Annotated in this window: 4 protein-coding genes; all 4 read left to right on the plus strand. The window is 36.8% G+C overall.

The features are described 5' to 3' along the window. Positions 1–62: 62 nt before the first annotated feature. Complete coding sequence (locus tag J2X17_RS03085; RefSeq protein WP_310294572.1) at positions 63–485, plus strand: hypothetical protein; 423 nt, start codon at positions 63–65, stop codon at positions 483–485. Continuing rightward, the gene (gene sprC / locus J2X17_RS03090; RefSeq protein WP_310294573.1) at positions 482–1,912 is read left to right on the plus strand and encodes a gliding motility protein SprC; all 1,431 of its coding nucleotides are present in this window, start codon (positions 482–484) and stop codon (positions 1,910–1,912) included. The genes J2X17_RS03085 and sprC overlap by 4 nt, the downstream gene beginning before the upstream one ends. Before the next feature lies 1 nt (position 1,913). Next, a complete protein-coding gene (locus tag J2X17_RS03095; RefSeq protein WP_310294575.1) occupies positions 1,914–5,909 on the plus strand; it encodes a PorP/SprF family type IX secretion system membrane protein in 3,996 nt (1,331 codons plus the stop codon). A gap of 134 nt (positions 5,910–6,043) precedes the next feature. Continuing rightward, positions 6,044–22,165 carry a T9SS type B sorting domain-containing protein gene (locus tag J2X17_RS03100; protein ID WP_310294577.1) on the plus strand — a complete coding sequence of 5,374 codons (16,122 nt, stop codon included), beginning with the start codon at positions 6,044–6,046 and terminating at the stop codon, positions 22,163–22,165. The last annotated feature ends 44 nt before the right edge of the window (positions 22,166–22,209 follow it).

Genomic DNA, 22,209 nt, shown 5'->3' on the forward strand with positions numbered 1-22,209 from the left:
AAAGTCCCCAGACATAATTTATGTATTCGTCTTAAACCGGACTAAATAAAGATCAAAACATAATGGCCCCAACTATAAAAAAGTATTTTATTCATATAATATTTTTGGTTTCCCCTATTGCGTTAAGTTTACAAGCACAGAGCATAAAAGGTAATAATAGTGTTTCTTTTAATGCAAAATGCGAGTCTGCTTCGTTAAATACTTTGAACCAAAAGAATGATATAGCTGATAACCGTATCACCAAATTAGATGACAATTCTAATCAGTTAATAGCAGGGCTATCCATCCCCAAGGATAGCCTTTCTATAGCAGCTGAAATGAATAATCAGACTACTACAAAATGTCAGGAAGATTCATCAATAGCGGGTTCTTATTCTGTCCTTGCAAAGGATATTATTGAGAATTACAAGTATGACTTTTCTGAAACATTTATCGATATTTTGTTTTTTGAAGATATAGATCTTGCCAGAACACGTACTATATGATTCAAAAAACTACTTTATCTTTAATACGCTTTTTCCTTTTTTTTAGTATAATCCTATGTACTAAAACGAATTCTCATGCCCAGACCATAGTTCCGCAGCCATTTGATGGATTAGAGAAACTTTGCGCCGGTGCTGGTTTTAATGAATTTAATGCCACATTTGGTTATGTAGATTTTCCGGCAGGTACTAAGTTTGAAGTTGAACTTATCGATCCTAGCGGTACTATAATCCCTACTACATTTATAGATGCTTTTGATGTTTCTGCAACGCAAAAAACAATCAAATTTGCTGTTCCTACAAATCTTATAGGTTCGGATGCATATGGTTTAAGAGTAAAAAGTTCCACTGGAACAGCAAGTCCAAAGTTTAAAAATTCACTTGGTAATACATCTTTTGGTGCTTATTATAAACAATACGAAGGAGCCTATTTTATCAACAATAAGAGTGGTAACGCTACAATATGTTCAGGCGGAAATATTACGCTTAATGTAGTTAATGATGCTTCCTCTCCAATAAACTTTCCAAATCTTAAATACAGATGGTATAAAGATGGTGTGATTATCGCTGGACAAACAAACTCTTCTATTACAGTGAACGGCGTGGGTGAATATTATTCTCAAGTTGAATATGGTGTTTGTTCTGATCCAAATACTAGTTCAAATCGTGTTACTATCGTTTCTTCAAGTTCAGGAGCAGCGGTAACCATTGATTCGAGTTTAGGAAATCCTTTTTGTTCTAACGGAGTGGGAACGGTTTTAACAGCCACTCGTGGTAATACCTATTTATGGAAAAAAGACGGTAAAGATATTGAAGGCGGTACAACTCAAAGTATAAATGCAAAAGATTCCGGAGTTTACACTGTAGAAGTTGACTTTGGAGGGTGTAAAGCAACAGGAAGTATTAATCTTGTTAGTAGTGGTTTTAACGCTAGTCTTGACGTTCCAGAGAACAATACAATTGCTGAAGGCGGAACATTATTAGTTTCTGTAACTACTGATGCTACAAGTCCAAATTATGAATGGTTTTTAAATAACAACACTATTCCTGGAGAAAACACAAATTCATATTTAGTTAAAGCAGTAGGGAATTATTCAGTTAAAATTTCTCAGGTGTCAGGATGTATTGCGACAAGGGAATTAACTTTTAAAGTTACTGGTCCAGCCCCACCAGCAACAGTAATTCCTAACATTGTAAACTTAAGCGGAAGTTATCCATATTGGAATATTCCTGATGTATATAAAACCGCAACAACCAAGGTTATCATTTTAAGTTCAAATGGTGAAGTTATGTTCGATGATGTCGGAAGCAATTATAACCCTGAAGTTAATTCGTTTATTAAAGATTTTAAAAATGTAAATCCCGTTTATTACTATGTCATCCAATCAGACACAGGTGAAAAAAAAGGATCAATAACTGTGATAAAATAAGATGAAGAAAATCCTACTATTCATAACTTTATTTTACGGTTTTTCAAATGCACTCTATTCTCAGGAAGTTCCTGAGAATGGAGTTGTTTCGTTTTCATTACCTATCAGAAATTCATTAAAGTTTAATAGATATATAATCAACCCGACATTTAGTTTTGTTCGCGAATCAAATCCGTACGTAAGTTTTTATAATAAAAGACAATGGACTCAGTTTGATAATGCACCACAAACGTATTTATTTAATTATTCTGGCCGTTTTAGAGAGAATGATGCTTATGCAATTGGATTGTTTCAGCAAAATTATGGTCTGATGACTGTTTTTGGCGGAGTAGTCAATTTTGCTCATAACATCGTTTTACAAGAAGACAGCAACTTAACTTTTGGTTTAAATGTAGGTGCTTACCAAAGTGGGTTAGACAAAGGGAAAATAATATCTGACGACACAACTATTTTAAACGGAGATTATCCTTCAAATACTTTACTTACTGTAAATCCAGGTATCAATTACGGTACTGCTTTCCTTGATTTCGGATTATCAGTAAACAATCTTATTCTTTACAATTTCGGTTCCGGAATGGTAAAAGATGATCCGGAAAGGGCAATTGAACTTCACGCCATGTACACCGGTTACATCGACAGTTTTGGTTTCTTTGACGGAAGTAAATTCTCCGGAATTGTAAAAACTGAAATCAAACAAGAAAAAACGATACTTTCAGGACTTGCCATGATTACTATTCCGCAAGGAGTTTGGGCGCAGGCAGGTTACAACACTTTATACGGAGTATCAGCAGGACTTGGTGTGAACATTTCACCAAGCATTGCTATTGAATATAACTACGAAAGAGGAATGGGTAATTTCGCGAATTTAGGTGGTTCACATGAATTCGTAATTGCGTATAGATTCAAAAACAAAAGTTACTATTACGGAGATGACGAAGAAGGTTCTCTTATAGATCCATCTAAGCCAAAACCAGTAATGGCCAAACCTAGCACAGCACCAGTTACCAGAGTCGATGGCGCTTCTAAAGCATTATTAGCTGCTGAAGCAAAAGCAAAAGCGGATGCTGAAGCTAAGCAAGCACGATTGGCTGCAGCCGAAAAAGTGAAGGCTGATGCTGAAGCTGCAAGAGTAAAATTATTAGCTGACAACAAAGCTAAAGCGGATGCCGCGGAAGCACAAAAATTAAAATTAGCCGCGGAAGCAAAAGCAAAAGCGGATGCCGAGTCTACAGCAAAAGCTAAAACGGCAGTTGTTAATAAACCGGTACCTCAAAAAACTCAGGCTCAATTAGCTGCAGATAAAGCTAAAGCTGATGCAGAAGCAGCAGCAAAAGCTAAAGCAGCTGTTAGCAAACCAGCACCTCAAAAAACTCAGGCACAATTAGCCGCAGATAAAGCGAAGGCAGATGCAGAAGCCGCGGCAAAAGCAAAAGCTGCAGCAAATAAACCTGCACCACAAAAAACACCAACGCAATTAGCTGCTGATAAAGTGAAAGCAGATGCAGAGGCTGCAAAAGCAAAATTAGCTGCTGACGCGAAAGCCAAAGCAGACGCTGAAGCTGCAAAAGTAAAATTAGCTGCTGATACTAAAGCAAAAGCTGATGCTGCTGAAGCAAAAAGAAAAGCAGACGCTAAAGCAAAAGCTGAAGCGGCAGACTTACAATCCATTTTAGCTGCCGATGCGAAAGCAAAAGCCGATTCAGATGCATATCAGGCAAAACTAGCTGCTGATGCTAAAGCGAAAGCTGCTGCAGAAGCAAAAACTAAAGCCAGTATTGATGCTGCAAATAAAGCAAAATTAGACGCTGCGGCTAAAGCGAAAGCCGCAGAAGAAGCTGCCCTAAAAGAAAAATTAGCTGCCGATGCTAAAGCGAAAGCCGATGCAGAAGCAAGACAAGCATTAATAGCTGCAGAAGCAAAAGCGAAAGCTGACGCCGAAGCTGCGAAATTAAAACTTGCTGCTGATGCAAAAGCTAAAGCTGACGCAGAGGCACAAGCAAAACTTGCTGCTGACGCAAAAGCTAAAGCAGATGCAGAAGCACAACAGGCAAAAATAGCTGCTGATGCAAAAGCAAAAGCAGACGCAGAAGCGCAACAAGCAAAATTAGCTGCTGATGCTAAAGCGAAAGCAGATATGGAAGCTTTACAGGCAAAATTATTAGCGGATGCGAGAGTAAAAGCAGATGCTGAAGCAACTGCCAAAGCCAAAGCTGATGCTGAAGCGAAACAATTACAATTAGCCGAAGAGGCTCGTCAGGCGAAACTTGCTGCTGATGCAAAAGCAAAAGCTGATGCAGAAGCATTACAAGCGAAATTAGCTGCTGACACTAAGGCAAAAGCCGATGCAGAAGCTCTTAAAGCAAAACAAGCTGCTGACGCCAAAGTAAAAGCTGATGAAGAGGCCCGTCAGGCGAAACTTGCTGCTGATGCCAAAGCTAAAGCTGATGCAGAAGCATTACAAGCAAAATTAGCTGCGGATGCAAAAGCAAAAGCAGATATGGAAGCTTTACAGGCAAAATTATTAGCAGATGCAAAAGTAAAAGCCGATGCTGAGGCAACTGCCAAAGCGAAAGCAGATGCTGAAGCGAAACAATTACAATTGGCTGAAGAGGCACGTCAGGCGAAATTAGCTGCTGATGCTAAAGCGAAAGCTGACGCAGAAGCATTACAAGCAAAATTAGCTGCGGATGCAAAAGCAAAAGCCGATGCAGATGCCCTGAAAGCAAAACAAGCTGCTGACGCCAAAGCGAAAGCTGATGAAGAGGCACGTCAGGCGAAATTAGCTGCTGATGCTAAAGCGAAAGCTGACGCAGAAGCATTACAAGCAAAATTAGCTGCGGATGCTAAGGCTAAAGCCGATGCTGACGCTCTTAAAATAAAACTAGCCGCTGATGCCAAAGCTAAAGCTGATGCGGAAGCACTGCTGGCAAAACAAGCTGCTGAGGCTAAACTGAAAGCTGATGAAGAAGCGCGTCAGGCGAAATTAGCTGCAGATGCTAAAGCAAAAGCAGATGCAGAAGCATTACAGGCAAGACTTGCTGAAGATGCTGAATTAAAAGCAAAATTAGCTGCCGACGCTAAAGCTAAGGCCGATGCAGATGCAGCAGCAAAATTAGCCGCAGCACCAAAAGATGATTCGGCCAAAGAGATTGAGGCATTATCTAAAGCTATTGAAGCTGCTATTAAATCACAAAAAGAAGTATTTGCACAGTTTACTGCGACAGTAGCTAATAAACAAAAAGACCTTGATGATTTAAGAGAAGAGAATGATTTAAGTGAAAAAGGTGTTTACAGAGAACCAAAACCATTTAAAAGTGTTGCTTCAGAAAACAGTCAGTTAGAAGCGTTTAAATTACAGCTTGCTGAAGCGAATAAAAATTCAAAAGATGAGCTTAATAAGCTTACTAATTTATATAACGAAAGACTTAGAAAAGTACCAAATAAAAATGATGCTTTAAATAAGGCTTATCTTGAAAAAATAAATGAGTTAAAAGCGGCTCAGTTAAAAATGGAACAAGACAGTGCGGCATTACTTGCGAATTTAGAGCGTATTAAAGCTGAAACTGAAATTGAGAAAAAACGTAGAATCAAACGTGCTGCTTACGAAAATGATCAGGGAAGATATACACAAGATCTCGCTGCTCTTAAGCGTATAAAAGAGACGACAAAATTAAGCAGTACGCCATTAACAGCAAGCGATTTTGATTTTGGTGAAGATCAGTCAAATATGCAGATTATCAAGAATATCAAAAATTCTGATAACGGATATTATATGATCATCGCAGTTCATAGCAGTGTTCAAAAAAGGGATGAATTCTTAACTAAAGCTGTTGCAGCCGGACGTTCAGATATTAATTTCTTCTACAATATTGCAACAAGTAAATATTATATCTATTACGAAAAATTCGATGGTTTACCAGAAGCAACTAAGGCATTGGAAGCAAAAGGAAACAAACCTTACAACGGAAAAATGGCAATCGTAAAAGTGGAAAATTAAAAGAAAAAGTGATTTAAGCCGGTCCTTCTTAAAATTTTTGAGAAGGGCTTTAATAATAAATATTTTAGAATACTAATTGTTTTATTCGATAATGCCCCTTAGCGAATAAGATGTAAGTAAACAATAGAATGATTATGAGAAAACCTACTATTTTAAGAACGTTGATTTTTGTTTTGGCAATGCTGTTCAATTTTGCTTCTTATGCGCAAGATTTAATCGCATTTAACTCAAAGTTGAATAATAACTTGAGCGAGAATTTATTCTTGAACGCTTCTAATCAGTTTAATGGTGATGTAAGTGCAAATATTACAGAAACCGTTATGACCGGTGAGTTGGCTGCTCCAATAATTCCTAACCCAATTATTAAGTACGCTCAGGCTCCTTATGCAGGTGTGGTTTCGACTTGTCCCAACGATGGTGGATTGCTTCCAAAATTGTTTATTTGTGGAAGTAACGAAACAAGGGTTCTGGATTCTGGTATTACCAATGCCTCAAATATTTATTGGGAAAAACTTACAGGAGGCTGTACCTCTGTTCCAAACGTAAACTGTGCAAATACACTTGCATCATGTACGTGGGGGAATGTTGGTACCGGAAAAACGTATAATGCTAATATAGCAGGTGAATATAGATTGAGAGTAAGATATCCTGATGCGACGGAATCTATCTTTTATTTCAACGTATACACAAACGATTTAGATCCAACCGGAATTAGCAAAAGCAATATCCTAACTAGTAACGCTTGTACGGTTCCAGGAAAAATAACGATTGGAGGTTTTAATAATACTTTTGAATACGGCTATAGTAAAAGCACACTAACAGCACCTGCTTCCTGGCAAAATAGTAATGAATTTCCAATCACAGCTGCTGGTAAATACAATGTATATATTAGATTAAAAAATGTTCCCGGAACTTGTGTTTTTCAAGTAAAAAACATTGAAATTGAAAGTATTGCTTTTAATGGTTCTATTGTAGTTACACATCCAAAATGTTTTGGAGAAAAAGGAAATATTAGGGTAAATACTGGAGATTTAGGTCTTCAATATAAATTTGATCTTTATAAAGGAAATAATTTTCAGACAACTAGTGGAAACATCTCAATACCGGAATATAATTTTACAAATGTTGATCCTGCCTCAGACTATAAAGTTATTTCTACTATAGTAGGTTCTTGTCTATCAAATACTGATAGTAATATCATAGTAAATACGCCAAATGCTCAGTTAACCGCTGTACCTAGTATTACATCTCCTACATCATGTACGAGTGGAAATATTAAAGTTACAACAGGTGGCGGAACAGGTTCAGGAACATATCAATATTATTATAGTATTGGTGGCGGTGCCGAAGTATATAATGGCTACAATGATGTTATTGTGGTAACAACCGCCGGAAATTATAGTATTAGAGTAGTCGATGCTAATAATTGTACTGTTACTGCAACTACAAATATTGATACGCTGGCAAAACCAAACTATACAATTACACCGGTCAATCCAAATTGTAATTCGACAACAGGATCAATAGTAATCAATGTTAGTAATAGTAATGGCTATACATTAAACTATACTAAAAATAATTATACTAATACAGAAACGGGTCAAACAGGTTATACTTATGGCAGTCTTACCCCGGGAAGTTATACTATTAAAGTACGTTACAGAGTTGGAAACAAAGCATCATGGTGTGAAGATGTTCATACTATTGTAATTGATGAGCCTGCCAGCCCGGTAACAGCATCTGGTGGTGTTGCGAAATTATCAGGTTGTGGCGATGTTTCAAAAGGACTTGAAATTCAGGGTTTACTTAGAGTTACTAACCCGCAGGGAGGAACCCCTCCGTATGAATATAAATTCGGAACGAGTGGTACCTGGGGTCCGGTGCGTGAAAAATACATGAATCCGGGAACGTATACACTTTATATTAGAGATGCTAATCTTTGCGAATATGCAATGCCGGGTATTGTTTTAGAAGCGAAACCGGATGCTCCAAGAATTTCAAGTATAAATACAGCTTATAATTGTGATGGTTCGGCTTCGGCAACAGTAACGGTTACCAATCCTACAAGCTCAAACTATACTTATGAATATTATTTAGATGGAGTATTGAATACGAATGTTCCTTCTAATATATTTGTTAATGTACCATACGGAACAGACGGAAAACATAATGTGCAGGTTAAATATAACCTTGTAGATGCCAAAACGTATAGTAATTTATTGACTGAAGGTTTCGGAAAAGGGACACCTACAACTTCACCAGGTATTAATCCTGCGTATTGTTTCGAAACTCAATCAGGAACGCATGCTCCGGGTTATGCTTGTAATACGGATAATTATATTAATGATGGGGAATATGCTGTAACAAATAAAATCGAATACAGATTTGGAAGCTGGTTAGACATTAGAGATCATACTAGTAGTGTTGCTCCTGCGACGCAAGACCCACAAGGAAGATTTTTGGCAATCAACATTGGAGGATCAGCAGGTGAAGGTGGAATTATTTATAGAAAACCTATTTATGATGTAATTCCAAATCAGGATGTAAAAGTTTCGTTTTGGGTTCAAAACTTAATTAATAAAGATCCGGCTTATGCTGATAATGATGACCCGAATATTACCATAGAATTAATTGCGAATTACGGTTTACCTACTCAGCAAAGAGTTGCTTATCAGGCAACAGGAATTATTCCAAAAACAAATAAATGGGAGAATTACAACATGAGTTTGAATCCGGGAAATTATACTACACTTGATTTTGTGGTAAGATCTTATAGTATCGAATTTCACGGAAACGATTTAACCGTAGATGATATTAAAGTATTTCAAATACCGGAATCTTGTTTGTCTATAGCTGAATACCCTTTTGTTATGGATGCCAATAAAGCTTTTACAGGATCAGTTACCGGTATAAGCAATTTATTATGTTATGGTGATAATAGTGGTAAATTTCAAATTGTTGCAGAAAATTTTAACACTACTAATGGTTTTGACTATACAATAGATGGAGGAGCAAACTGGTTTAATTCTAAAGTTTCGCCGGTGAACGTTCCTGCTGATGTTCCAATCCCAGGTTTAAAATTAACTGGTAAAACGTATGATGTTCGTGTTCGTTACGATCAAGCGAACTCAGCATGTGCAAAAACAATTCCTACCGTAATAACTTCTCCTACAGCATTTGTTGTAGATGCATCTGCTTCTGTTGCAAATTGCGAAGACGGAGCGACAGTTACTGCAACAGCAGTTGGAGGAACTGCACCTTATAGATTAACGCTAACAAATGTTGCGGACGGAACAGTTACTAATTTTCCGACTACTGCACCATATGTATTATATAATGTTAAAAAAGGAACTTATAAAGTTTCTGGTACTGACTTGCACTGTTCTGACAATAAAGACACAGATTTAGTTATTGATTATCCGATTCCTCCAACGGTAACTATCGATAAAACGACAGGTCTTTGTTACGATGGAAATAAGGCTACTATTAAAGTAGATATTAGTGGAGGAGCTCCTCCATATAAATATGAAGTTGATTTTAACGGACAGGGATATGGACAGGCAAGTGCTGCCTTTACAGCGACCACTTTTAATTATAATGCAACTAAACCAGGAACATATACTTTTAGAATTACAGATAGCAATACTTGTAGTAATCAAGCAATAAGTCAAAAAATTGACGTTAAAATTTCTGCAACGACAGCAATTACAAATACGTTATCATGTAGTCCTACTGCACCAGAAGCAACGATTAAAGTTGACATTTATGACGGTACAGCACCATATACTTATCGAGTTAAATATAATACAGGTAATTATGGCGGTGTTCAAACGGTAACTGGCAGTACTTTTAATTATCCTGCAGACAAAGCAGGTCTTTACACTTTTGAAGTAAAAGACGTTAATGGCTGTCCAATCGAAACTTCAGCTACAGTTAACGCTATTACTAACCCGACAGTTACAGCAACTCCTACAAATCCTAAATGTTCAGGTGAATCAACAGGACAAATTATATTGCAAGGAAATGGTGGGTCAGGTGGTTATGAATACAATTTTAATAATCAAGGCTGGCAAACAAAAAGTACTTACACAGGATTAGCTGCAGCGCAATATTCTTACCGAGTAAGAGATAATAAAGGATGTATGTCTGCTGCTGTGGAATACGTTACTTTAACTAATCCGGCGGTTCTTGGAGGTTCGATCGATGCAACGTTTATAAAATGTGATGCAACTGGTACAGTACCTGCTGTAGTAACAGTTACTGCTACAGGTGGTACAGTTGGTACAGGTTATACTTATAGTTTCAACGGAAACATAGCAGCTAACTTTACAGCATCAAATAGTGTATCGACTACGACAGGTGGTTCATTTACAGCTTATGTAAAAGATGGTAATGGCTGTGTTGCTGGTCCATTTACTACTTCGGTTACTTCATTAGATCAGATTTCAGGTATCACAATAACAGATAGTGGTTATGATTGTTCGACTACTCCTCCAGGCGGACATGTTAACATTGCGGCTATAAAAATTGATATTTCGGCACCAATTCGCTTTCAAATTATTTCAGGTCCGGCAGGATATAATTCGGCTCAAAATTCAGATGGAGAATTCAAATCATTAAAACCGGGAGATTATATTTTTCAGGCTATTGATACTAAAACTGGTTGTTTTTTCAACAAGCCATATACAGTAAATGGAGCTCCGGATATTGTAGCAGGTGGTTCTGTTGTAACTCCTATTAAATGTTTTGGAGATAAAGGAAAAATAGAATTTACAGTAAACGGTGTTAAAGACAGAGGTTATGATTATGAAATAACAGATGCTTCAGGAAACCTTATTCAAGATGCCAAAAATGTTCCGGAAACGACAACAACTATTTCGGTTGTTGCTTCTTTACCTTTTGGTACTTATACCATCAAAGCCACTGACAGAAAAACTAAATGTGAGGCTTTTTATTCAGTGACATTGTCACAACCAGCTTTACCATTGAGTGTTACAGCAACTGCTCCAAAAGTTTATTGCGGTAAATACACTGTAATTATTGATGCTGATGCTCTTGGAGGAACTTTAAACTACAGCTACGCAATTGGACAAGGATCTGTTGTACCAACAACATTTGGTCCAAGCGATAAATTAACTGTTGATACTGTAAATGGTACACAGCTTAATTGGGTTGTTTATGTAAAAGATGCAAACGATTGTACAGCTAAGTATCCAATTTCAATTATTGAAGAAAAAGGACCGGTTATTAGTTCTATAGATTTTAATAATCAGTGTACAGCAACATCTTCAAGTAAATTTTTAATTACTGTAAATGCTACAGGTTTAGCTCCATTAACATATAGTATCGACGGAAATAATTTCCAAACCGATAATTTCTTTAATGTAATTCCGGGTAGTTATACCGTAACGGTAAAAGATAAAAATGGTTGTCCTGCAGTTGCTACGACACCAATAACTGTTTACCGAAAATTAACAGCTATACTTGATGTAAAAGAATTAGATTGCTCGCCAACAACTCCGGATGCTACAGTTACAATTGATGCAGATGGTGGGAAACCTGGCTATACATATGCGTATTCTACAAACGGAGGAACATCATATTCAACAATGCCTTCAAATGTTTATACAACATCGACACCGGGTACTTTCTTCTTTAAAGTAACAGATGCCAACGGTTGTACTTTTGAAACATCTACAACAATTAATTCAAAATCTAATCCATCACTTACGTTTAATAAATCACAAATTACTTGTAATGGAGGAACTGGTTCCGTACAATTATTTGCTGCAGGCGGAGTACCGGGTTATACTTTTAGTGATGATGGTGTTTTATATACAGGTATTTCTTCATACGATAATTTAGCAGCAGGAGATCATACCTTCTATGTAAAAGATTCAAAACAATGTGTCGGAAGCGTTCTAATAAACTTCGCTAACCCAGCACCTGTAAATGCTACTGTAACTGAAACTCCTTTTAGCTGTAGCCTAACGAATACAAAAGTTCAGGGAAAAGTTACTATTAATCCGCCAACAGGAGGAATTATTCCAAACACCTATACCTATAGTTTTAACGGATCATCAGTTTATACAAGTAATAACGTTTTACTTTTTGACGACAACGGATCAGACCAACCGTATACCTATTCAGTAAAAGATGCAAATGGTTGTTTGTTCTCAGGTTCAGGTACATTACATGCGTTGAACCCTCCTAAAATTGTATCGATTGTGAGCTCGCCTATTTTATGTTTACCAACTGCAAGTCAAAACAGTACAATAACAGTTACGGCTAGTAATGGAGTAGGAACGTTAGCTTATGAAATTCTTTCAGGACCAGTAATAAATACTACCGGAGCTGCAGATGGAAAATTTACAGGTTTAACGCCAGGTTCTTATAGTTTTAAGGTTACAGACGACAATGATTGTTTTGTTATTGGAAGTGGAACAGTGTTAAATAAATCGCAAATTGCAGTTACAGCTACTAAAGTAAATGATATAGATTGTAATGCAAATTCTAATGGAGCTATTAAATATGAAGTAAGTGGTTTTACTACAACATATAGCTACACCGTAAACGGAGCAGCTGGTGGTACCGCACAGAATGCGACCTCATTTACATTATCAAATTTACCTGGTACAACTACTTATAATGTAGTATTTACAGATGATTTTACAAAATGTGTTGTGCCAACTTCGATTACAATTACAAAACCAGCGTCTTTGACATTAAACATTGTATCTAATGTTAATGCAAATTGTGGTAAAGCTACTTCTACAGTAACAGTAGTTGCAGGAGGAGGAACTGGAACATATCAATATGCAATATTAGATAAGGATTTTGAATTCACCGGAACGCCAGTTTACGGTGGCAGTGCTACATTCAATATTAACTCTAACAATGGTGCAAACCCTGACTGGGTGATTTTTGTAAAAGATGCAAATGGATGTACAGCTAAGTTAAATGTAACGGTTGCAACTGATCCTTTACCATCAGTTAATGCGACAGTAAACAATCAATGTGGTGTTACAGGAAATAATTTCAAAATAGTAGCATCAGGAAGTGGTGGGGTAGCTCCTTACACTTACACAATTAATACTGGCGTTGCACCTAGTCCTGCTGATACTTTTACAGTAGGTCCGGGTACTTATATTATTACAGTTAAAGATGCTAATAATTGCCCGGCTACAGTTTCAGTTACTGTAAATGAACCTATGAGTGCAGGTGCAGTTAAAAAGAAAGATATTACTTGTGCTGCACCAGCCGAAGCATTGATTGAAGTATCAGTGTTAGGAGGTAAAGCACCTTATAGCTATAGAGTAAAAATTGGCGCAGGAACTTATTCAGGTGTACCAATTCCTTTTCCGGTCGCAGGAAATAAATTTACTTATACAACACCGTCTACACCATTACCATTAACAGGAACTACATATGAATTTGAAATTTCAGATTCTAACGGAACTGTTTGTACAACAGTAACGAATGTTATTACTACAACTACGCCAGCTACTGTAACAGCTACTGCGACAAAAGTTGAGCCAACTTGTAATGGTTTTGATGATGGTTCGGTTGAAGTAAATGGTACAGCAGGAGTTTCTCCTTTTACCTATGCGCTGGTTCCAAATGGTACTGCAATTGCTGATACTGATTTTGATACAAATAATCAATTTGGAATGTTAACTGCTGGTAAATATGATTACCAGGTTAAAGATGCCAAAGGTTGTGTTTCTGCACTTCAAAGCATAACTTTAATTGATCCTGTTAAAATTGACGTTGATATTTTTTCAAATCCAATTGTTTGTGATGTGAATACTCTTGGTAGTTTTGACATAAAAGTACTTCAAGGAGGAACAGCGCCATATACTTATACATTGTATGATGATGCTTTTGTTCAAATTAATCCTGCAACTTATACGTATGTTGAAACAGGTGTTGCACCAACAGCTGTTAAAAGATTTTCTGGTTTGAATTTTGGTTATTATTATATTATAGTTAAAGATTCAAAAGGTTGTGAATTCAGAAGTCCAAGATTAACAATCAAAACACCTCCATATTTAGCTATGACTGCCACAGTTGATAGTAACAATTGTACTGCAGGTGTTAGTGTTACAGTGACTACATCTGGAGGAGTACCAAATTATACTTATTCTCTTTTAGGACAAGCACCGGTAGACCCTGCTACATCTAGTAATACCTATACTTTTTTAAAACTACAACACAATACAACTTACTATTTGCAAGTAAAAGATGTTAATAATTGTGTTTCTATTTTAGAATTTCTAACTCCTCCTGCGCCATCTGCAATTGCAATTACTGGTACAACAGTTAAAGATGCTTTGTGTAACGGTGATGATAGTGGTACCTTAACTTTTACAGTTACAGGATATGATGCTGGTGCTACAGGATTAAAATATCAAGTTTTAAATGCTTTAACTTTGGCAGGAGTTACAGCGGAAGTCACTATCCCAATATCAACAGCATTTCCAATTACAATATCAAATTTAAAAGCTGGAAACTATGTTTTAAGAGTAACTGAAGTAGGAGGAACAGAATGTTCTAATTCGTATACATTTGGAATTTCTCAGCCAATTCTGAAACTTGATTCAAGTGTTTTTTCTAATAAAAATGCAAATTGTAATGACCCTGCACAGGTTACTTTAAGAACAACAGGAGGAACGCCACAATATACTTATTCTTATGGTTTTGTGCCACCACTACCAGCATTACCTGTTATGTCGGTATTTAAACCTGGTAATGTATTAGCATTAGATCCAGGTCTTGCAGGAGATCATTTAGATTGGAAAATTATTGTTAAAGATGCAAATGGTTGTACATTTCCTCTTGATGTAACAATTGCTGTAGATAAAAGCCCTGTAATTACTGCAAAAGTTCTAGATAAATGTGTGGCTCAAGATGCTTATGTTATACAAGTTGATGGTACACTTGGTACGGGAGCTAATTTAATTAGTGTTGACAATAAAACATCTTTTGTAAGTTTGCCAGGCTTGCCTTATAATGTAACTGGATTACATTCAGGTGATCATACAATTTATGTACAAGATGCTAATGGTTGTATTGCAGAACAAACAATCACTATTGATCCGCCTCTAGGTTTAACTCCGATTGGTACAACTTTACCAACTTGTGCTGATGATGACGGAGTGGTAACAGTTACGCCAATTGGTGGTTCAGGAACTTTTACATATAGCATTTCACCATCACCTGCTACAGTATCAATTGTAGGAAATGTTATTTCTGGTTTATCAGCTGGTTCATACACCGTTACGATTACGGATACTAATACTTCATGTACAGTAGATGCTCCGGTAACACTTTTAGCTCCAACACCGGTAACTTTTAATGCAGATGCAATTGCTGCTTCATGTTTTGGCGCGAGCGATGGTTCTATTACAGTAAACTTGCTTCCAGGAAATGACAATCCGGTATATACTTACTCAATTACACCGAGTCCATTAGGAATGGTGCAGGTTGATAATATATTCTCTAACCTTCCACAAGGAACTTACGATATTACGGTAACTTCAGGCAGAAATTGTCCTGTAACAAAACCTTTCACGGTTACTGAACCAAAAAAATTAAAGGCAAGTGCAACTGTAAAAGATTTTGCTTGTGATGTAAATAATGCAGGACAAGTGGCAGTTGTAACGATAGTTCCTGATGCAACAACAGGAACAGGACCTTACAAATACAGATTCGGAACAACTTCGACAACATATAATGATGTAAGTACACTTGATGTTCATGATGATCTTCCTGCTGGAGTAAAACATACGATTACATATTCTATTCAGGATGCACATGGTTGTACTACGCCTGATCAGACAATAGATGTAAATCCGTTCTTAAAAATTGATGGTCTAAGTTTTGTGGCAGCGCCAATTACTTGTAACGATCAAAAAACAGACGTACAGGTTAACGTCTCAGGTGGTTCTACAATTACTAATTACGCGATTATTGCCCCTGCTTCGGCAATAACAAATACATCAGGAGCAACAACTGGATTATTTACAGATTTAGATCCGGGAACTTATACTTTTGAAGTAACAAATGCTACGGGTTGTAAATACCAGGACTTCCTAGAGATTAAACCAGTAAATAATATTACGGTTTCAGGTCGTACGGTTAAGAACGTTAGTTGTAATGAAACTCCTGCCTTAAAAAATGGATCAGTTGAATTTACAGTGGCTAATTTTAGTACAGTATACAGCTATACAATTACTCCTGCACCTGTACCAGCTGATGTATCAATAGTTCACAATACAGGTTATGATGTAATAACAATTAATAATTTAGGAGTAATATCATATCAAATTGATGTTAATGACACGGCAACAGGTTGCGTTGCATCTGCAACAGCTGCAACTACACAGCCAGCAATCCCATTAACGTTAGATTTAATTTCAAATATTAATGCAAATTGCAATTACGGTGCCCAAGTAACCGTTAAAGGGAAAGATGGATCAGGTTCAGGTTACACGTATGCTTTCTTAGACAGAAATGTTAGTCCGGCACCTGCAACACCGCTAGCGACAGCTTACAAAGCATCAGGTTATAAAGTTTTAGATGCAGATCCTGCTAAAAAATGGTCTGCTTTTGTAAAAGATAGTAATGGTTGTATCGCTGAGCTTCCTCTTACGCTTAATACAGATCCATTGCCAACAATAAATCCTATTACCGGGGTTTGTTATACGGGAGATCCGGTAGATGTTACTTTAACAGGAACAGGAGTTGGACCTTTACAATTTAACATAGGTAATGGTTATACAACTAATCCGAATTTCAGATTAAACGCTCCGGGAACATATACTTTCTATGTAAAAGATGCGAACGATTGTGTTGTTACAACACCTTATGTTTATGAACTTGAACAAGAATTATTATTAAAAGTAGACGTTAAAGATTTAACTTGTAGTGCACCGGCTTCTGTTGTATTAACAGCCCTTCAGGGAACTAGTTCTTATACCGGTGGCTATGAGGTTTCTACAGATGGTGTGAATTTTGGTCCGGTAACCTTTGTGACAGGAACGACATTTGAAACAACTACTGCGGGAACGTATACTTTCAGAGTAACGGATAGTCAAAATTGTAGTGCTGTTTCGGTACCAGTTGTAATTACGCCAAATGTTACTCCTACGTTTACCTATGATAAGACAGCTATTAGTTGTAATAATGGAAGCAACGGTAGTTTTACTATCATTCCAGGTTTAGGAACTGCACCATTTGAATATAGTGTAAATGGCGGTGGTTATCAAAGTACTGATGTCCCTTATTCAGGATTAACATCAGGAGTAACTTATACTGTTACAGTAAGAGATGCTAAACTTTGTCCATCAGCTACGCAGGATATTACTTTTATTAATCCTCCTGCTTTAGCAGTTCTTCCAGATCTTACTCCGTTTAAATGTAATACTTCGAATGTACCAACAGATGCAATACTTACATTAACAACATCTGGCGGAACTCCAAGTACTACAGGTGAGTATAGCTATAGTTTTGATAATGGAACTACCTTTGGAGCTTCTCCTTCAAAAACATTTAATACAGACAAAGTTGTTGATTATGTTGTAATTGACGCGAATGGTTGTCGAGTTTCAGGTTCAATTACGATACCTAAATACACTCGTCCAACAGATATTGATGTTACGACTACTCCAATTTACTGTAAAACTGCCGGAGGTTTATCTACGGCTACGGTTAATGGTGTAACAGGTGGTGTAGGACCGTATAAATATGAAATTATTTATCCTGTTGCTTCAGCAGTTGTTTCAACAAACGGTGTATTCAGTAATTTAATAGCTGGTACTTACAAAATTCAGGTAACAGATTACAATGGTACTGGTTGTAGTACTGTTAAAACGATTGTTATCGAAGAAGAAGATAAAATAACAGTTACTACTCAATCGGTAATTGATGTAGCATGTAATGGTGACGCAACAGGTACTGTTTCGTTTCATATAGCGAATTATATCAACCCGGCTCCGGCAGGATTTACCGCAGGATTTACATATAGTTTAACACCCGCAGGCGGAACAGCTACTCAAAATGGTGATGTAGTTACATACACTGGTTTAAAAAAGGGTAGTTATACATTTACTGTAAAAGATAACGTGTCAGATTGTACGGCTTCAGCAACTAATGTTGTTATTAATGAGCCGGCAAATCCTTTAACATTTACAACAACTAAAACAAATATTAATTGTAATGATAAAGAAGCTACAATTACCGTTAATGCTTCAGGAGGAACACTGAATTATGAATATGCTGCAGTGCCTTCAGGTACAGGAACGCCAACAACTTTTGGTGGCAGTAAAGACCTTGTAGTTGATACTGTTAATGGTACCGTATTATCTTGGGATGTTTATGTGAAAGATCAAAAAGGTTGTTCACCAGCTTACCAAACAGTACTAATAACAACAGATCCATTGCCAAGTGGTGCAGTAGTTGCTCCTTATTCTCAATGTCCTGATCCGTTAAACAATAATAAATATACTTTCAGAATTATTAATGTAACTGGTGTAGGTCCTTTCCAATATAGCATTGGAAGTGGCTTCCAGGATAGTGATACATTCGTGGTTTCAAATACAGGTAGCTATACACTTACTGTTAAAGACGCTAATCAATGTGAAGTACAATTCCCTGCATTAGTAAATATTTTACCAGTTTTGGATTTACAAGTTAAAGTAACCACATTACCTAATTGTACTACAAATAACGGAGTTATTAAAGCAACCGCTACAGGTGGTGCAACTCCGGCGAATTTTGAGTTCAGTTTAGATGGAAATTTCCCAAATACAACGGGTGATTTTACATTAGTAGCGGCAGGAGATCACTCTATCACCGTAACTGATTTAACAACAGGTTGTGAGGATAAAGTTGATTTCAATATTCCTGATGCAAGACCAATAACAGGTTTTACTTTAGTATCTTCAGATGTTAATTGTAAAGGTGCTTCAGACGGAACTATTATCGCAACTATTAATCCGACTTCTCCTGGTGTCAACGACAATCCTGATTATATGTACAGTATAACTGCAGGACCAGTTCTTAGAGGGTTTCAATTGTCTAATGTGTTCACAGGATTACCTCCTGGAGATTATACAGTAACAGTTAGATCTTCCAGAGGATGTTTAGATTTAGAAGATATTTCAATTAAAGAGCTAGCTCCAATTGTGGTGAATGCCCCACTTATAACTCAATTCAGTTGTACAGCAGGAACTAACGGAACTAATTCTGCTATTATTACAGTAAATTCTGTAACAGGTGGTTCTTCGAATTATGTTCTATACAGTTTCTTTAGAAATGGAATTTTAGTACAAGAAGGGGATTCTAATGTATATACTGAAACCAATGTTTTGGGAGGTAATTATACAGTAACAGTATATGATAGTAAAGGATGTTCTGCGTCGTCGACGGGAACTATCGTTATCGATCCTTTCATCAGTTTAGATGATATCGCTGTAAATATCGACAAAGAAATTATTTGTGGTAGTAACGAAGATATTACAGTAAGTGCAGTTACAACTGGAGGAACACCAGCTCAATTATTATATAGCCTTGAAGGTACTGGAACTACTGTTTATTCAGTTATTGATCAGCCTACTGGAGATTTCAAAAACTTACCAATTGGTAATTACTTAATTACAGTTAAAAATCCAGTAACAAAATGTAGCATTCAAAGAGTTCATTATGTTTTTGATCCAAATACATTTGAAATTGTAGCTGCGCCTGTTAAGACTGAAATTTGTTATGGAACTTCAGATGGTGCGGTGGACTTAACTTTTGTTGACAAACAATTACTACCTGCAAATGAAGCTGGAATTTTTGACTACGTTATTAGTGGTCCGGTACCAAGTTCTGGTAGAACAACTGATGCGGGTCCGTTTAGAATTGCTAACCTAATTGCTGGTAAGTATGATGTTAAGGCTACATTAGTTGGCAAGCCAGGATGTACCGTAGAAACATCGTTTGACATAGAACAACCTCTAACCGAATTAACAGTTAGCACTTCGAAATCAGACATTACTTGTAATGCTGGTAGTAATGATGGAGCTATTACGGCTCTTGCAGCTGGTGGTTGGGACGATATCTATCAATATCAATTGCTTCTAAATGGTGCAATTCTGAAAGATTATGATACTGAGTTTAATTTTACAGGTTTATCCAGAGGCACTTATACTGTAAATGTTAAAGATGGAAGAGGATGTATTGCTACAGCTACAGTTGTTTTAGATCTGCCAACTCCAATCTTAGTTAACGCAGTGCCAAGTGCTACATTATTATCATGTAATGGTGACAAGAGCGCTACAATCACAGTTGACCCTCCAACAGGTGGTCAAGGAAGTGGTTATTTGTATACTTTAAATTACGTTTCGGTAACGCCTACAGTTTCGTCTGGTCCTCAAGACTCGCCAATTTTTACAGGATTAGGCGCTGGAACTTATACAGTTACAGTTACAGACGGATTTAATTGCGCGAGTACATCAGCTACAATTATAATTACTGAGCCTGGAATAATACAACCTAGTTTAGTTCAGGAAACTGATGTAACTTGTTTCAATGATGCAACGCTTAGATTAAGTGCAACAGGAGGTTCTAGTCCTTATACATATAGTGAAGACGGAATTAACTTTAGTACAACACCTTTCAACTCATCAGTTGTTTTCCCTGTATCAGTTGGTGTTCACCGTTACTATGTGAAGGATGCAAATGGATGTACAAGCTTGATTTCTAGCGATGTAAATATTAATCCAGTTACGCCTTTAACAATTGAATTAGACCTTAGAAATACAAAGGTTAATTGTACAGGTGATTACAGTGCTATGATTGTTGCAAATGCAATAGGAGGATTAGGTAATTACGAATATTCATTATTGAATAACCTTGGGGTGGAAATTAGACCAGCTCAGCCTGATGGAACTTTTAAAGATCTTAATGCAGGTGTATATAAAGTTCATGTTAAGAGTGGTGATTGTGAGAAAGATGCTGACTTTACTGTAATTGAATCACCAAATCCTCTGATTACTTCTTATGAAGCTTTCCCGGTAAAATGTTACGGTGAGAAAAACGGAAGCATTGTGGTAACAGCTTCAGGAGGTACAGGAGCTATTAAATATGCGATTTCGCCTAATTTAGATCAGTTTGTTGATAACGGTACTTTCACAGGTTTAGAAGCAGGAACATATACTGTATTAGTTCAGGATATCTTGGGTTGTATAGGAACATCTCCTTTCACAGTAGTTATTGAACAGCCAAGTATTTTGAGAGCTAATCTATTAGGACCTATTATGCAGGAAATATGTGATGGAGATAGAGATGGATCATTTAGTATAGAAATTTTAGGTGGAACACCTCCATATAGCATAAGTCTGGATGATGAAAAAGGAACTTACATTCCTGTTAATGGTTCTCAATACACATTCAGTAAGCTTAGAGGTGGTACACATACAGTGTTTATAAAAGATGCAACTTGTACGGCTGAGCGTGAGGTGAATATGGATAAATCTATACTTCTTAACCCAACGGCAGAAGTAATGTATGACTGTATTGATAACAAACAGGCAAACATGGTTACAATTATGGTTGATGACAGTAATACGAATCCAGCGGATATCGATTATTCACTAGATAACCATACAGATTGGCAGCCAAGCAACATCTTTACAAATGTGGCTCCTGGAACTCACTATGTAGCGGTAAGACATACTAATACTTGTGAAGCTCAAACAGCTAATTTTACAATCGATGCAGTTGGTGAAGTAGAACTTGTAGATATTACAGGTAACAAAACTGAAATCAACTATATCGAAGTTAAAGCCGTAGGTGGTATTGCTCCTTACGAATATAGTTTCAACGACGAACCATTTACATCATCAAGTAAATACAGAATTTACAAGACTGATAATTATAAAGTTAAAGTTAGAGACAAAAATGGTTGTGAGGATGAAATAATGGTACCGGGTACATTTATCGATACCTGTATGCCAAACTACTTCACACCAGATGGTGACGGACAACAAGATGAAATTGGTCCTGATTGTGGTGCTTTAGCTTATAAAGATTTGACATTTGATATTTTTGACAGATACGGTCGAGTAGTTGCAAAATATCACGTTAATGAAAAATGGAACGGTAAATACAACGGTGAAGATTTACCAACAGGTGATTACTGGTATGTTCTAAAACTAAATGACGAGAAAGATGCAAGAGAGTTTGTTGGACATTTCACTTTATACAGATAACAAAATAATGCCCCTTATGATGTTGTCTAAAAAAATTATTACAA

The sequence above is a fragment of the Flavobacterium aquidurense genome, assembly GCF_031458035.1.
In the GTDB taxonomy this organism is placed as follows: Bacteria; Bacteroidota; Bacteroidia; order Flavobacteriales; family Flavobacteriaceae; genus Flavobacterium; species Flavobacterium aquidurense_C.

Bases quoted from the DNA above. Each gene is read 5' to 3' on its own strand.
- J2X17_RS03085 (WP_310294572.1), top strand. From the start codon at position 63: ATGGCCCCAACTATAAAAAAGTATTTTATTCATATAATATTTTTGGTT.
- sprC (WP_310294573.1), top strand. From the start codon at position 482: ATGATTCAAAAAACTACTTTATCTTTAATACGCTTTTTCCTTTTTTTT.
- J2X17_RS03095 (WP_310294575.1), top strand. From the start codon at position 1,914: ATGAAGAAAATCCTACTATTCATAACTTTATTTTACGGTTTTTCAAAT.
- J2X17_RS03100 (WP_310294577.1), top strand. From the start codon at position 6,044: ATGAGAAAACCTACTATTTTAAGAACGTTGATTTTTGTTTTGGCAATG.